This window comes from Dokdonella soli (assembly GCF_039523175.1).
In the GTDB taxonomy this organism is placed as follows: domain Bacteria; phylum Pseudomonadota; class Gammaproteobacteria; order Xanthomonadales; family Rhodanobacteraceae; genus Dokdonella_A; species Dokdonella_A soli.
This window is the reverse complement of sequence record NZ_BAAAEU010000015.1, coordinates 1-15,077: the sequence shown is the minus strand read 5'-3', so window position 1 is coordinate 15,077 and position 15,077 is coordinate 1. Positions and strand designations below refer to the sequence as shown.

The following is a 15,077-nucleotide window of genomic DNA, read 5'->3' as shown; positions in this document are numbered from 1 at the left end:
TCACACTGATTCCTTGAATGAGGTCGTCATGAAGAAATTCCTGCTGCTACTCGTACTCACCCTGCCGCTAGCGGCGCATGCGGCGAAATCCGACAAGCCTTCGCGCGCGGCCGACAAGGACTGCAAGTGGGAGCAGATCAACGACGAAAAGCTGGGCCTGGCGCTGTGGGTGGAGCGCTGCGGCTACCACGATCGCAAGATTGACCATTTCGTCAAAGGCAATGCCCTGATGGAGCGCTTTTCCGACGGCGGCGAGCCGGCGGCACTGATCGAGACGTTCGATCTGAACAAGGACGAGTCGATCGAGGCGGGCCTCAAGCGCATTTTCGACCAACACACGCCGGACAAGACCCTCGTCAAGCGCTGCGAACTGAAGCCGTATCACGGCTATCAGGAAGTCGTGCCCCCAAGTGTAAAAAGGTATACCTTTCTGCCGAATGCCGCTTATCAGAAGGAAATGGACAAGAAGAACGCCGCCGATGATGGCGTGCCCGACCCTGCGTGCGGCGACTGGGGCGACGCACCCGACGGCATTCAGTATTTCGAGACGCAGCCGGGCAACAACGCGCACCGCGTGATGTTCGTGCGCGTGGGACAGGACGATCCGCTATTTGACGAGAAAACGCTGCGGCTGCTGCCGACGGGGCCCAATAGCGGACGCTGACGAATGTTGGCAGGGGGTCGACAACGGAAGCTCATACCTACCATCACTAACGCCAGCGGTGGAGCATTTTGACCCGGCCACAGGTGGCGCACTTTAAGGTGGCCGCCGGGGCTATGAGAAATGACAATGATTGCAGCATAAGGTTGTGCGCGGCGTTGGCGCGTCGCCATCCCAACTACCGGAGTCGATCTCATGTGGCATGGAATGCGCGTGTATGTGCTAGGCGCCGGCGCGATGGCTGTGTTGGCATTGCCCTGCATGGGTGCGAGTAACTTCACTGGAGTGAGCGGAACGGTGAGCATGTCGCCCGCTCGCCCTGGGCCGCAGCGTGCCGGCGAGCCGGACGCAGTCCCCTATCGGGGCGTGATGGTGCAGCTACGCGACGTCCAGGGTAGCGTCGTGGCTCACGCGACCACCGATGCGCAAGGGCAGTTCACGGTGGCTGTGCCCGCGGGCACATATGAGATCCGGGTCGATGTTCAACGCGCCGTGTTGCCGCGTTGCGAAGCGGTCGAGGCCACGGTCCGCGCGAACCAGATCGCCCGCGTGGCGATCATTTGCGATTCTGGGATGCGGTAGCCGGCGCTCGCACACCATGCCCAGTCGAGATACGCCATACAAGAGTTCATGACATTTGCCACGGAGATTCTGCGTCGCGCCAGCATTTGATCTGGGTTTGCTGTCCTCTCGGACAACTTATGCCTCGTAGTCAACGCTGTGCGTGAAGGCATAAGTTGGCCGCGGTGTGAAGGCATAAGTTGGCCAAACTTGCTCCTTCGCACTTTCGACCTGACGCCAGAACCGACTGAAAACCCTCTCTCGGCCCGACGGCTATAGCTGATGCAAGTGAGGGTGAATGCTTGGATGTTTATACAGTCGGGGCTGGCTTCCGCTGTCGACCCATACCAGCCGCTCTCAACCGGCACGAACGAACGCTAGCCGCACGATCTGGATCGGTGATTGCTTCCGTGAGGACCCGTGGCGTGATCTGCCACGACCGGCGCCACTTGTCCTTGCACCAGCCGCGAGCGCTTCCTGGCCGCCGTTGCTGACGATCGCGTCCCACAGGCGATCGGTTTCCGCCTGCCTGATCGTCGGTCGCAACCTGAAATGAGAAGGCCTCATTGTGCCTAGGCGAATTGTGTTCTTGCTAACCACTATCGTTCTCCAACTCATGATGGGTACCTGCAATCGAGCGACGAAGGCAAGCTGACCCCCGGCGGCCACCCAAAGTGCTCCGCTTGTGGCCACCCCAAAGTGCTCCCCTTACCGTCGACAGTCTGATCTCTTGGTCTGCCGGCTTGCGCCGTCATCGGTCCGCAGTCGGCCAACTCCTGACGGACGTTACCCCAAACTGGCTTCCCGCAAGCGGCGCTCCAAATAGTGGCGAATCTTTTCACAACAGCAACTCTAGAATTGACGCGTCGCGCGGTGCGGTGCGGGTGGGACGATTGGCGACGGTTTCGCGGAGTCCATGATGGTCCGAATGCTCACCACGAGGCCGAATACCTACCTGCGCCCTGCTGGGTGGGTTCCTCCGCCTTGGCAGAATCGGCCGAGGCGGAGGAACGGTGCCTACTGGTGCGGCAAGTAGTTCGGCGGATCGCTTTCCCCTCTTTCCGCATTGGCCAGATCGTGCTGGAGTTCTTCGCGTTGCTCCGAATCAGTCGAGCTGGCAAGAAGTGTGCGGAGGATGGCGGCATAGGCGGTTTGCTCGGCCTTTGCCGCAGGGACGGCGATGTCCGGTTTCACACCGGCATGTTCCCAGTTGGTGTGGGTCAGGGGATTGATCGCCCTCCCACTCGGGATGAAGGCCGCAAAGCCGTGCCCAAGTGCGACCGGTAGTCCCGGATTGGCGCCACCGCCGGTGGTTTCGCCAACCAGGATCGCGCGCTTTTGCGTCTGAAAGTCGTAGGCGCATTCCTCGCCACCGGAATAGGTGCGGGCGGAGGTCAGCACATAGACCGGCTTGACGTAGCGTTCGCCAACGCTCGGATTGGTCCAGTACTGATGCGTGGTGTTTTCCGGGCGCGAGTAGATATCGTTGAGGTGGCGCTCGTCACCCTCGGCAAAGAAGTGACTTAGCAGGTTGGCCACACTGTTCGGCTCGCCACCACCATTGCGGCGCAAATCGATGATGAGCGCATCCGTGCCCGAGAGCAGCGACATTGCCGAAGAGTATGCGGCGCCAACGAATTCCGTCGGACCAAAACTGCGCAGCTCCAGATAGCCGACGTTGCCCGGTAGTCGCTCCAGCCGCTGAATACCGAAAGCGGCGTCGGTGATCTCCTTGCGCTCCCGGGCGACTTCCTCTTTGCCTGGGGTCGAGGCTTGTGCTGCTGGGGGGTGAAACTCAGGATCAAAGCCCACCACGAAATGGCCGTCCTTGCCCAGGTCGCGCAGGTCATGCGTCAGCGCTTCGGCGAACGTGTTTGCGGTTTTCGCCGCCGCGTAGTCGCCTTTCGCTTGCTTGTCTGCAAGCGTTGTCGCCAGTCGTTTCGCCACGTCCGGGAAGACGTAGTTGGTTCGCAATTGTCTGGCCAGGGCTTCGATGACTTCCTTGCGCTCAGTGTTGCCGATGGCGGGGGGAGTCTGATCCTCTGCCAGGGCGACGCTTGCGCGGCTGAGCCCCAGCAGCAAGGACGCTGTGAGAAATTGAAACTTGTTCATGGGTATCCCTCGAGTTGACTACTAATACGTTAGTAGTTCTGATTAAAAAAAAGCAACGGCGCATCGCCACTGTCGTTGGATACAGTGCTGTCTCGTTTTCGCCCTCATTGAGCAGCGCCGACGGCTGGGTTGATGCTTAGTGTTGAAACTTGCCAGACGCCATCGTGACGCTCGCCGGAGAAACTGACCCGCGCGCGGCCTTTGGGACCGGACACGATGACGGTAAGCCCGGCTTCGCCGCTGGAGTTGTCCGCTCCCCAGACATCCAGGTTGCCGTGCACCGAATCCGCCGAGACCTCGATCGGACTTCCCAACATCGCCGTCACGCGCGCATCCGAAGTGACCTTATCGAACAAGCCCTCAGGCATCACCGGCATGATTGGCATTTCCGGGGGAGCACTCAACTTCGTTACTTCACTCAGCCAGGTGCGCACCTTGCCATCGATAGGTTTGGCCTGCTGGTCTTCCGTGTAGATCTCGATGGGGCGATCTTGCCCATCCATACTGATCCGATAGTAGCGCCGCTTGTCGAGGCCATCGGCGGTGATCGCGCGAAAGTCCCCTGGAGCGAGTGCACCATCGGTCGACGACTCGATTTTCAGATTGGGCAGCTTGTGGTTTGGCAGAACAATGCCAGCGGCAAGCAAGGTGCCGGAGCACAGCAATACGAACAGACCAACCGGCACACGCCAGCGAGGGCGTGAAGGTGGTCCGGACAACAGACGGGTGATGCGTTGCATGAGTGAGCCTCCATGGGCTGCGAGTACAAGTTGCGGAAAAGGGAGACGTTGACGCTCCAATGCTGCGAGCGCCTCGGCCAAGGCAATGGCGTTCCCATTTGCGCCCACTGCCAGATCATCACAGGCATGTTCGCGTTCCTGCCGAATGCGCCGACTCAACCACCACGCAGCCGGATGAAAGAACAGCAAGGACTCGGCTACGCATTGCAGCCCGTTCCACAGCCAATCCGCACGGCGGATGTGCGCGAGTTCATGGGCCAGCAAGGCCTCGACCTGATCCGGCGCCAACTGCGTCAGCATCGACACCGGCAGCCAGATGACCGGACGGAAAAAGCGGGCGGAAAACGGCGAGACCACGTTGTCCGCCAGGCGAACCGCCACCGTGCGCGAAATGCCCAGGACTTGCTGCAAGGCCTGGACACGGCGCTGCCAAACGGGCGGCAGCTCATGGAATGCTTGCCGGTCAAGAGTTCTGATCAGCCGCAAGCCACCCAGCTGTCGCACGAGCATCAGCGCCGCGCCCAGCAGCCACAGCAGCGACATCGCAACGGCAACGCCATTGGATTCCTGCAAGAAAACACCGGTCGTCGCATTCAGTCGCGGCCCGGACACGGCTGGGAGGAAGCCGATGTTCAGCGTCGTCCCAGGTTCCTCCCAGGAAATCGCAAAGCTCAGAAACGGTGCTACCACCATGGCCAGCAGAAAGACCATTCCCACGACATGACGAAGCGCTGCGCTGCGTCGTTCGAGCACGGAAAAACTCGCTGTCGCGAGCAACGCGAGCAGCGCGTCTTGCCACAGCGAATTCAGAAGTGCATTCGCGAAGGCCGGGGCAATGGCGTATTGGGCGTTCCACAGCGTGTCCATCTATCTCACTTCCGCTTTGCCTTGGCTTTGGCGATAAGCTTAGCGATCGCGTCGAGCTCTTCGTCGCTGGCGGTGTCGTCGTCCAGGGCCCGCTGCACGAGTTTCAATGCCGAACCAGAGAACGCGCGGCGCATCAGGTCCTTCAACAGGGATGACTGCACCACCGGCTCGGCATGCACGGGGACAAAACGGTGCATGCGTTCGGATTCGTCCCGACGCACCAGTCCCTTCTCGCTCATGATGGTCAGGATCTTCAGTACGGTCGTATAAGCCGTATCCTTGTTGCGCAAAAGAACGTCGTGAACCTCGTGTACGGTAGCCGGTGTATTGCGGCTCCACAGCACGCGGAGGATCGCCAATTCGCGTTCAGTTGGATGAGGGGCGGACATCAATGGACGCTCTCTAGGCCTTCTACTGCAATATTAGTACTATAGTATTAGTATTTTGTCAACAGACGCCTGCCAACAGGTCGCGGATGCGCTGGCGAATGGGACTTCGCGCGATGCGCAAGTCCGACGACCGAACTGAATCCCTTGTGAGCACCGGCAGGTCGGACAGGATCCCGCGCAGACCAACGCGTTCTGCCGTTAGCTTTCGCGAAACCTGCCGTTCGTGAACGGCAGAAAGGGGTCGAGAGTTCGCGTTCGCTAACGAGAATGCGATCTCGGCTTTGTAGTCCACTTTCGAGTGGAGCAGTTTGGGGCGTAGCGGCTTGAGGATCTTGTAGTCGTCGTCGCTCAGGTGGAAATATCGCTCGAGCTCTTCACGGCTTGGCGCGTCGACATAACGCCCGAAGCCATCGCGTTGTTCTTGGGTCAGAAACGCTATTTGAAGTGACAAAGTCGCGCCGGCGTTCTGTAGCCGGTGCGGAGATTGCCGTCCGTGCTCTTGCGAGTGCCGCGATCATTGGGCTCAAGAGCAGACAGAAAACCGGATAGAGAACGCCCGCCGCCAGCGGAATGCCCTCAACGAGGGCATGCTGCATCGCCTCTTCACTCGCGAGCTTCGCCTGACGACTGGTCGGGCATCTGCGAAACCAATCGCAGCGGCTGACCCTCTTTCACCTGCCCGAAAACCAGACTCGCCTGCGTGGTCTGGCCCGGAAATGGTTCGCGTACGGTGAAGTACAGGTGCGGCGCATCCCAAGCAAATGTTTGAGACTGCCCTGCTATTTGCCAGCACTCAGTTGCTTTTGGGTGTGTGTCCGCTCCGGTGCGTGTTGGGCTTGGGCTTGGGCTTGGGCTTGCGCTTGCGCCAACGTGGCACGGGCGCGCTCCGGATAGTGTGGATCGACGGTTTCTGCCTTGGCGTATAGCGCCAATGCGGTGTTGGCCTGTTCGATAGCGCTTGCGGCATCGTTGGTGGCCATCGCCACCCGTGCGGCAGCAGCATACGTGTTGGCCAAGGCAACGCGATCGGGACCGTAGGCCTTGGTGGCGTGGGCCAGTGCCTCGGCAATCATCGTGCGCGCTTCATCGTGCTGGCCGCTGTCTGCCAAAAACACCGCTAGATTGGTTTGCGCTTTCACCGTCATTGAGTTGTCAGCACCGGCAAACGCGCGGCGAATTTCAAGCGAGCGGCGAAACGCCGCCAGCGCTTCATCGCGGCGGCTAGCGGTTTGCAGCGCCATCGCCAGATTGTTGAGGCTGACGGCAATATCCGGGTGCACTGACGGTAGCGCCTGCTCAAATGCGTGCAGCGCTGCCGTGTGCGCGCTGATGGCCGCATCGACCTGGCCCAATCCATCGCGGGCATAGCCCAGATTGCCCAGCAAGCCGGCGCGTTCGCGCGCGCTGATCGGTGCACCGGCGTCGATCAGTCGCTGCGTGCGTTCAATGATCGCAATCGCATCGTTGAAGCGGCCCATATCATTGAGCAGCGCGGCGTAGGTGTTCAACGCGCTTGCCAGCGCATCGCTGGTTTGGGGATTGGCGTCCAGAAGCGAAATCGCAGATTGCATCTTGCGCTCGGCCTCGGCGTCGTGCCCCGCCCACCAATCCAGAATGGCCAACTGCATCTGCGCGTCAGCGTACGAGGGGCACGCACAGGTCTTTAGCAGCGCTTCGGCCGGCCGCAGTTGCGCGCCTGCGGCGTCCAGTTTCTCAAGCGACAGATAGGCGTGGCCCAGCGCCAGGCGCACCTCGCCCTCCAGTTGTGGTTGGCCGGCCAGACGCTCGGGGATCGTTGGCGCGGCGCGATCCAATGCATCCATCAGGCTGGGCATGTGGCCGCTGACCAGCAGATCGGCATTGCCAATCATGTCGATCAAAAACCGGTTGGCGAGCCGCGCGCTGTCGGCCTGAGCGCGGGCGATTCTCGCCTGCTCGGCGGCCAGCAGCAGGCCAATCGACAGCGACAACAGAATGGCGGCAGCGGCGCTCACGGCCAGCCGATTGCGTTTGACAAACTTGCGCGCTCGATCCAGTGTACCGGCGGCGCGTGCCGCCACCGGTCGGCCATCCAGCCAGCGCTGCAGGTCATCGGCAAACACCTGCGCCGAACCATAGCGTTGCGTCGGTTCGGGTTCCAATGCTTTTAGCAGCACGCGATCCAGATCGCCCGCCAATCGTCGTCGCCAGTCACGCTGCTCGCGTTGGGAGATCGACAACTTCTGCGCATCCAGATTGCCCGAAGGCAGCGACGGCGGCTGCGAAGTAATAGCATGTTCGATTTCCGCGAGCGTGCGATGAGTGCGCACATGCGCACGGTGGCCGGTCAGTAGTTCGTACAACACCAGACCCAGCGAATAGACATCGCAGGCGGTGGTCAGTTGACGGCCCGCAAGCTGCTCGGGGCTGGCGTAATCCGGCGTCAGCGGCCCGCGCTGACCCTGCGTTGCACCGCCTGCAACGCTGCCGTCGAGCGATTTGGCAATGCCGAAATCCAGCAGTTTGGTCTGGCCTGCGTGGGTCACCAGAATGTTGCCGGGCTTGATGTCGCGATGCACGATCAGCGCGCGATGGGCGGCCTCCACTGCTGAGAGCACCTGCAAAAACAGCAAAATGCGCGCGCGCAAATCCAGCCGCTGTGCCTGGCAATACTGATCGATGGGCTGGCCATCGACGTACTCCATCACCACGTAGGGCTGGCCCTCGGGCGTGCTGCCGCCATCCATGATGCGAGCGATATGCGGATGTTCCAGTCGCGCCAGAAAATTACGCTCGGCCTCGGCGCGGCGCACCGAATCGGCGTCGGCAAGCGTGCTGGCCAGCACCTTGATCGCCGCCTGCTGATCGAACGCGCCATCGGCGCGCTCCGCCAGATAAACGCGGCCCATACCGCCCGCGCCAAGCGGTTTCAGCAACCGATAGGCACCCAGTGTGCGTTGCTGAAAAATCTCTGGAACGGACTCTAGAAATCCGACGCTGGCCTGGTGGGAGGCCAGCAATGATTCGACCTCGATCAGCAGTGCCGCGTCGTCGGCGTGCGCGTGCAGAAATGCCTCGCGGTGATCCGGTGGCAGCGCCAGTGCGGCCTCAAACAGAGCCAGCGCACGCGACAGAGTCATGTCAGCGCCCGGTACAAAAAGCTGCGTGCGACTTCCCAATCGCGCTGCGCGGTGGCGCGTGAAATCTGCAACTGTGCGGCGATCTCATCCATCTCCAATCCGGCGAAATAGCGCAGCTCCACCACATGCGCCTTGCGTGCATCCATCGCTTCCAGTTGCGTCAACGCCTGATCCAGCGCGAGCGAATCGATGCCAGCGCTGCTGCCCAGTTCATCCAGCGCCGACCAGGTGACGCGTTGCAAATCGCCGCCGCGCCGCTCCGCATCGCGATGGCGTGCGTGATCCACCAGTATCTGCCGCATGCGGCGTGCGGCCACGGCATAAAACTGACGACGATCGGCTGGCGCGAATGATTCATCGTCTGCAAAACGCAGGTACACCTCGTGCACCAACGCGGTGGGCGACAGCGTGTAGCCCGCGCGCTCGGATCGCAGGCGCTGCGCCGCCAGCGCGCGCAATTCGGCATACACCAGTGGCAACAGTTGTTCGTTCGCGGACACGTCACCAGCCGCCAACTGGCGCAACAGCTGGGTGATGGGGGTGGTTTCAGTCATTGCCGTCACTTTAGAGAAACGCCATGAAGCCCCGTGCGCGCTGAGCTTATCGAAGACAGAGGCTGGGCAGGTCATCGATTTGTCCGATTCGTGTCGAACCGCAGCCGCAAGATACCCCGTCATAGCGCTACATCGCAGCGGATTCGGACCGCCCGCTGCCCATGCTGATGTAGATGACTCGCCCTCCTCGCAAGGACGGCTTCGCCAATCTCCTCTCCTTCTTCCGATTTCTGTCCTGTGCATGACACACGGCGGCGCGGTTTTGCGCCATGTGGGTAACCCCCCACATATATTGGAGAACTGCCATGCAATTGCTGCGCTGGGTTCGATTCAGTCCGTTTCTCGTACTGGTGTCGCTGTGTTTGCTGTCCGGCGTCGCGCAGGCGTACGTCGTCACCGAGTTCAGCCTCAGCATGGGCGCGTACCCTGACGGCATCACGGCCGGCCCCGATGGGAACCTTTGGTTCACCGAATATAACGGCAACCGGATCGGTCGGATTACCCCGAGCGGCGTCGTCACCGAGTTCAGCGCTGGCATCAGCGCCAGCGCATATCCTGACGACATCACGGCCGGCCCTGATGGCAACCTGTGGTTCACGGAATATGGCGTCGACCGGATCGGTCGGATTACTCCGAGCGGCGTCGTCACCGAGTTCGGCGCCGGCATCACCTTCGGCGCGGGTCCTGACGGCATCACGGCCGGCCCCGACGGCAACCTGTGGTTCACGGAAAATAACTTCTTCAGCGGCAACCGGATCGGTCGGATTACCCCGAGCGGCGTCGTCACCGAGTTCAGCGTCGGCATCAGCGCCAGCTCAAGTCCCATAGGCATCACGGTCGGCCCCGATGGCAACCTGTGGTTCACGGAACAGAGCGGCCAACGGATCGGGCGGATTAACCCGCTAAGCGGCGATGTCACCGAGTTCAGCGCCGGCATCAGCGCCGGCGCGTACCCTGAGGGCATCACGGCTGGCAACGACGGCAACCTGTGGTTCACGGAATACCTCGGCGACCGGATCGGGCGGATTACCCCGCTCGGCGTCGTCACCGAGTTCAGCGCCGGCATCGCCTCCGGCGCAAGTCCCAGGGGCATCACGGCCGGCCCCGATGGCAACCTGTGGTTCGCAGAATCCAACTCTGGCTCTGGCAACAAGATCGGTCGGATTACCCCGCTCGGCATCGTCACCGAGTTCAGCGACGGTATTAGCGCCGCCGCGCAACCTGTCGGCATCACGGTCGGTCCCGATCGCAACCTGTGGTTCACGGAAAATGGCGGCAGCCGGATCGGGCGGATTGATTTGATCTTCGCCAATGGCTTCGACGGTCCGTGATTCCGAGTTATCGAATCACGGGCCCCGTCAATGCTCGCACGGGGCGGCGTCACCGTGTGTTCGCGTCGAGCATGTTAGGCCAGCCCAATCACATGAAGGAGATTTTCAGATGAACACGCAGGTCGTTACTCGCTGCACTTCTAGTGTGCAAAGCTACGCCGACGCAGCATTTGAGAGAGATAACGTCAAAGCGCCGGGTATAGATGGAGTTATTGCCGACGAATCGTCGCCGCCGCTTCGGTGCGGATACCAAGCATGCTCTAAATCCGGATGTAACTGCCAAGGATATGAGGGCAGCGCCTCCACATGTGGTAACCCGGGGTGCGGCCACAGTTTTTCTGATCACTGGTAAAGCTCTCGACGGAAATCAACAGGTTGTGCTCAATCAGCACTGCGCTCTCCGTGCAGACCCTGGGGCAGAGGGGTTGCGCGCACTGAATCGCCCGCCGAAAACTGCCTGCACACACAAGTGTGCGTGAAGGCATAAGTTGGCCACGGTGTGAAGGCATAAGTTGGCCAGGGCGGTGACCGGTTACGCCTTTAACAGGGCGCGGTGCCAGACCCCGCCAACGTTGCGCTTTGACGTAGTCGGGTGGCGCCGCTATCGCCGCATGTAGTTGGAGTTACCCGCTGGATTGGCGGCAATGGTACAGGTGCTCGCGGCGCCCAGGGAGACCGTGCAGACACCGGGGTTTGGCTGCTGAAAACTGACGGGCAACTCTGAAGAGGACGCTCCGGGATTGCCACCGGCTCTGTTAACGCTGACCAAGTCGGTCCGTAACGACATGGGGCTTCCCAACCGCCGCCTCCCGGCCAACCCCGGTCGGTTGGTGGTCATATCATGCGTCGAGAAGCTGCCATTCGCCTTGCCTTTTACGGTAATGTGGGCGCTTCGAATAACGGAATGTAGCGCGACCGCAATGAACGGAAACGTGCGATTGGTGCTTGGGCTTGCTCTGCTCGCTATCGTACTGGTCGGCTGCGATCGGTTGCCTAGCCTTCTTCTTGGCTTTAATGACCATCGCATCGTGCTTTCCGACAAGCCAATAGTGCTCGACACGAAGCCTACACGCCTCTCGACAGATGGATCAATAAAGGTGCTGGGTGTAACGACTGACTTATGCGTTACGCTTTCGAACGACGCCAAGGATGCGACGGACGCGAAGGATGTGAACGACTTCAACGCGGAGTACGCGAAGCTGAAAGGTGGCGCCCATCTTTTGGCTGTGCTGCACGCACGCGACGGCAAGGACTACGAGTGGAAGTGCGGCGGGTGGTCTTTCAGCCCGAATGGGGCCGGCCGAGGCACAATGTACTCGTGCCTGAAATGGGAGTGCAATCAAAGCCCGCCGAAGGGCACCGAGATCGCCTCAATCGATCTGAGCTCGGACCGCCCCCTGCGGGTTCTCGGAGCCCATTGGAGTTCGACGGATGCTTTCGATCATGTGTCGCAGCCACCGCCGGACCCGGTAGCCGTGCCCTCTGCGGAATATAAAGACTTGGAGCGCTCGTTTGGCGGCCAATCGGCTTGGCCATCGACGGAAAAACTCGCGCTGCAGGTGACGTTGAGCAGCAATCATGGACAAATTTCATTGAGCCATTTCAATTCGACGCTTTCGCTTCGAATGAGTGACTCCGGCATACAACTGCAGCCCACTTCCAACGCAGTCGGAATGAGCGTCGTGACGATCCCGACGAGTGCGATCGAGTCGTGCAGCGTGAGCTGTTTTAGCAACCTCGCACGTGAAACCGATCTGTTGCTGCCTGGCTCGGGCATTCAGCTGGGAGTTCTCAACACGCCCGAACTCATCGACTGGTGCTGGAGCCAACACCTACCAATGGCCACTTCAGCATCGAGTAGGGCGTGGCTTTATAAAGGAACACCCTTGCCGCCTAAGGACAGCTACACCGCCCAATTCGAGTCGCGAGCCGCCTACGACCATCAGGCCCATCAGAGTTGCATGGGGTATTGACCAGGCAACGCCGGCGGACGCACGCGACCGCACGTAGCTCGACGTTAGCTGCCGAAGACCATCGCTGGACTGAGAAATTCCTTCGGCGATATCTCGATAGCCATCCCAGAGCATCCGCCAGAAGCGGCCTAGGTCGTTAGAACCCTCTTGAGGGCATTCGACCCAATTGCGGAAGCTGAGAGCAGCGCCGTCATTCTCGATGGTGGTGCGTGGCCGAACCTCCACTATGGCCTTCCGTCCGCGCTGCTTGCCTTCCTATGCTTTGATCTGGCGGCGGCTGTGGCGACGGGTTACTGTCAGATTACAACGATGAGTCTTGCTTGCAGCAGATCATGATCACTATTCGCACAGTTTTGATGTTCTTGGCTTTGCTTGTGCCCGTCGCCGTGGCGGAGGCGAGAGACAACGCCCTTCCGGCAGATGCGAGTCGGGCACTCGAATCCGCCAAGCAAATCGTTCTCTATTCCCTCGAGCCATGGGAGCGACCGAGCAAAGTCGAAGTCACGTTCCACGGTTACAAGGTACTTGGGAAAACGGAACTCGATGAATCACACACGGCGACCGCACGCGGCGCGTTCAAATCGGCGACCGCTGCCTGGGATGGCCGAATCGCAACGTGCTTTGATCCACGACACGCCTTGAGGATCGTTTCAGACGGGCACGTTTACGATTTTCTCCTGTGTTATGCGTGTCACCAGCTTGAGGTGTATCGCGACGATGCTCAGGTCGCCTCGATTGGCGCCACCGGGTCTGCAAGCGTACTCAACAAGCTGCTTGCTGATGCAAATGTACCGGCGTCTCAATCCTGGTCGGAAGATAAGGAGCGAGAACAGGCCGCTCGACGGACTGCTGCCGAAAAGCGTTGGGTGGACGCGATCCCAAAAGCAATCCGTCCCTACTGGGTGACGATGACGTTACCGATGGGACCAGATCTGGCTGCGATTCGAGAGGCTTTCGAGAAAGAAGTCGGCGACGAGCACACGCGCATATTGCAGCTGCTCGAGTGGTATGGGTCAGGAGCAGGTCCGTGGTCTGGATTCCCGGCATACGAGGAAGTCGCTGAGAAGCTGCTGCTGGACTATTCGACAGGAGACATTGTCGCAACGGTGCAGTCGACCAATCTGGATGCGAATCAGCTCGAAGGAGCGGCGCGCCTCGTCGGTGGGTGGACGTTTCACCAGAAACGGCCAGCAGACGCGGGCCTTATTCCAACGGCCCTTAAGAAGAAACTGCTAGAGCATGTGCTACAAACGCCGCTGAACCCTGCGGAATATACGCACCAGGATCGGATTGATCGAGCTACAAGAGCGTTCGGGGGATAGTTTCGCGCTATGAGGCTTCGAAAACTTGCTGTACCGACATTCGCCCTACCGCAGCCCATCCGCAGCGGTCCGCTTGAGCGAATAGTTAGGCAGCACTTTCGGAAGCTTCTGGCAGTTGCAGGGTTGCAGTAAAAGCAACTGCAAGCTCCTCAAGGCGTGCGGCTGGATTTGCCCACGGCTTGAGATTGAAAGCCTCCGTTATGCTCTTGAGCAGCCGGCGCTCCTTCTCTTCTTGCTCCGGATCAAACTGACCAGTGGCAAGCTCCCTAATGGTGCGCTCGCGATTGTAGATAAGTTGCTCAAGTGCAAAGTAGCCGAACCGACAACCAAGGGACAGGAACTCTTTCAAGTTCGCGCCTACGATGAGGTTTGGTGTGTCGCACATAGGGACCGTCATTACAACAGGCGAGAAATCTGTGAACCCGCTACCTGTGTTCACAAGGCCGTAGTGGACCCCATCACCGCCAGTTGCGGCAAATGTAAAAGAGTTAAGAGGCGTGCACCAATAGTTGTTCTTTGCTGCCGGGGCCAGCAGGATGAGCCCAATTGGATCGAAGAAGTGATTCCAATCCGCAGCCGAGTGGGAGGGGCTGCGACCCGTAAGGCTCCATAGCTGTAAGAGAGTTGCAGGAAGAGAAGCAGTCATGCGCTGCCTAACGTCTGAACTAAGCCACGCCGCGAAGCGGCGTCGGCTTGAATGAATTGTTGGACCTAGTATGGGGCATTGGCATGAATGTCGGTGGCAAGAGCCTTTAGTTGATTCGCTATTGTGGTGAATCGCCCCTGCCGCTTTAGCCAAGATCCGCTTGACGAGAGCCTCGTTGCACCAATTGCCTCTATAGCGGCGCGCTTAGAAGAGCTGCTTTCATGGGCTGCAAAATTGCGTAGAGTTGTAAGCTGCTCTAGGGTGGTTTTGTATGCAGGCTTCTTTACCGCAGTAACTAAATAGTGTGCATCTGGGACAAACGACTTGAGAGTCTTGATGAGACCAGAGCGTCCCTTGAAGTCGAAGTACCCGGTGCCGGTTATCAGGAACTCGCACACTTCGTCCGTTAGGTGCTGTGGAAACTCCACGTCTGTTGTGGCCGCCAGCGTTGAGGTGTCGTTATTTACGGCCCCGACGAGCGCGTCGAGCATTAGTCCCTCGAACTCTTTGTATAGCCGGATGATGGCGTAGTTGTGAAGCCAAGTCACATGCTCGTCTGTTTGCCCGGTGGATACAGATGCGAGGAAACTAGTGATCTTATTGACCTCAGTCTTGAAATCGTCAGCCGAGTGTTTGACGCTTTTCTTTCGTGGCATAGGGATGCTTGGCCTAGGTCTAACGGCCTGCGCTAAGCGGCGGCGGCCGCGGTGCGCAACATGCTAACGCAACCGACCCGCAGTCGGAGAGTTCCTACGAAAAAGTGGACACTCGTTGGTTAGGCGCACTGGGCTTCAAACTCGGC

At 59.9% G+C, this 15,077-nt stretch carries 13 protein-coding genes and 1 pseudogene; 5 read left to right on the top strand and 9 right to left on the bottom strand.

Going from position 1 to position 15,077, the window contains the following annotated elements:
• Positions 1-28: 28 nt before the first annotated feature.
• Positions 29-664 (top strand): hypothetical protein, encoded by a 636-nt coding sequence (locus tag ABD002_RS12185; RefSeq protein WP_343791447.1) that lies wholly within the window; start codon positions 29-31, stop codon positions 662-664.
• 300 nt (positions 665-964) lie between these two features.
• The gene (locus tag ABD002_RS12180) at positions 965-1,243 is read left to right on the top strand and encodes a carboxypeptidase regulatory-like domain-containing protein (RefSeq protein WP_343791445.1); all 279 of its coding nucleotides are present in this window, start codon (positions 965-967) and stop codon (positions 1,241-1,243) included.
• A gap of 289 nt (positions 1,244-1,532) precedes the next feature.
• Here the strand turns inward: ABD002_RS12180 and ABD002_RS12175 are convergent.
• The 7 genes and pseudogenes from ABD002_RS12175 to ABD002_RS12145 all read right to left on the bottom strand — a co-directional run.
• A pseudogene (locus ABD002_RS12175) lies at positions 1,533-1,784 on the bottom strand (hypothetical protein); the annotation flags it as partial.
• 455 nt (positions 1,785-2,239) lie between these two features.
• Complete coding sequence (locus ABD002_RS12170) at positions 2,240-3,334, bottom strand: S41 family peptidase (RefSeq protein WP_343791443.1); 1,095 nt, start codon at positions 3,332-3,334, stop codon at positions 2,240-2,242.
• A gap of 104 nt (positions 3,335-3,438) precedes the next feature.
• The gene (locus ABD002_RS12165; RefSeq protein ID WP_343791441.1) at positions 3,439-4,941 is read right to left on the bottom strand and encodes a M56 family metallopeptidase; all 1,503 of its coding nucleotides are present in this window, start codon (positions 4,939-4,941) and stop codon (positions 3,439-3,441) included.
• Positions 4,942-4,946: 5 nt separating this feature from the next.
• The gene (locus ABD002_RS12160) at positions 4,947-5,330 is read right to left on the bottom strand and encodes a BlaI/MecI/CopY family transcriptional regulator (protein ID WP_343791439.1); all 384 of its coding nucleotides are present in this window, start codon (positions 5,328-5,330) and stop codon (positions 4,947-4,949) included.
• Between the two features lie 58 nt (positions 5,331-5,388).
• The gene (locus tag ABD002_RS19705) at positions 5,389-5,781 is read right to left on the bottom strand and encodes a DUF4158 domain-containing protein (protein WP_425545129.1); all 393 of its coding nucleotides are present in this window, start codon (positions 5,779-5,781) and stop codon (positions 5,389-5,391) included.
• Positions 5,782-6,109: 328 nt separating this feature from the next.
• Positions 6,110-8,449: a protein kinase domain-containing protein gene (locus ABD002_RS12150; RefSeq protein ID WP_343791437.1), complete on the bottom strand. Its 2,340-nt coding sequence runs from the start codon at positions 8,447-8,449 to the stop codon at positions 6,110-6,112.
• The gene (locus tag ABD002_RS12145) at positions 8,446-9,078 is read right to left on the bottom strand and encodes an ECF-type sigma factor (protein ID WP_343791435.1); all 633 of its coding nucleotides are present in this window, start codon (positions 9,076-9,078) and stop codon (positions 8,446-8,448) included. The genes ABD002_RS12150 and ABD002_RS12145 overlap by 4 nt, the downstream gene beginning before the upstream one ends.
• Positions 9,079-9,308: 230 nt before the next feature.
• On the opposite strand from ABD002_RS12145, the gene ABD002_RS12140 reads away from it, so the two are divergent.
• From ABD002_RS12140 to ABD002_RS12130, 3 genes are all read left to right on the top strand, one after another.
• The gene (locus ABD002_RS12140; protein WP_343791433.1) at positions 9,309-10,334 is read left to right on the top strand and encodes a Vgb family protein; all 1,026 of its coding nucleotides are present in this window, start codon (positions 9,309-9,311) and stop codon (positions 10,332-10,334) included.
• A gap of 920 nt (positions 10,335-11,254) precedes the next feature.
• Entirely contained in the window at positions 11,255-12,307 is a 1,053-nt protein-coding gene (locus tag ABD002_RS12135; RefSeq protein WP_343791431.1) for a hypothetical protein, read from the top strand.
• A gap of 320 nt (positions 12,308-12,627) precedes the next feature.
• On the top strand, positions 12,628-13,629 hold the full coding sequence (locus ABD002_RS12130) for a hypothetical protein (RefSeq protein WP_343791429.1): 1,002 nt from the start codon (positions 12,628-12,630) through the stop codon (positions 13,627-13,629).
• An 85-nt stretch (positions 13,630-13,714) separates the two neighbouring features.
• Here ABD002_RS12130 and ABD002_RS12125 read toward each other — a convergent pair whose 3' ends face one another.
• Together ABD002_RS12125 and ABD002_RS12120 are read right to left on the bottom strand one after the other, a co-directional pair.
• On the bottom strand, positions 13,715-14,275 hold the full coding sequence (locus ABD002_RS12125) for a hypothetical protein (protein WP_343791427.1): 561 nt from the start codon (positions 14,273-14,275) through the stop codon (positions 13,715-13,717).
• Positions 14,276-14,340: 65 nt separating this feature from the next.
• On the bottom strand, positions 14,341-14,931 hold the full coding sequence (locus ABD002_RS12120) for a hypothetical protein (RefSeq protein ID WP_343791425.1): 591 nt from the start codon (positions 14,929-14,931) through the stop codon (positions 14,341-14,343).
• Positions 14,932-15,077: the final 146 nt, after the last annotated feature.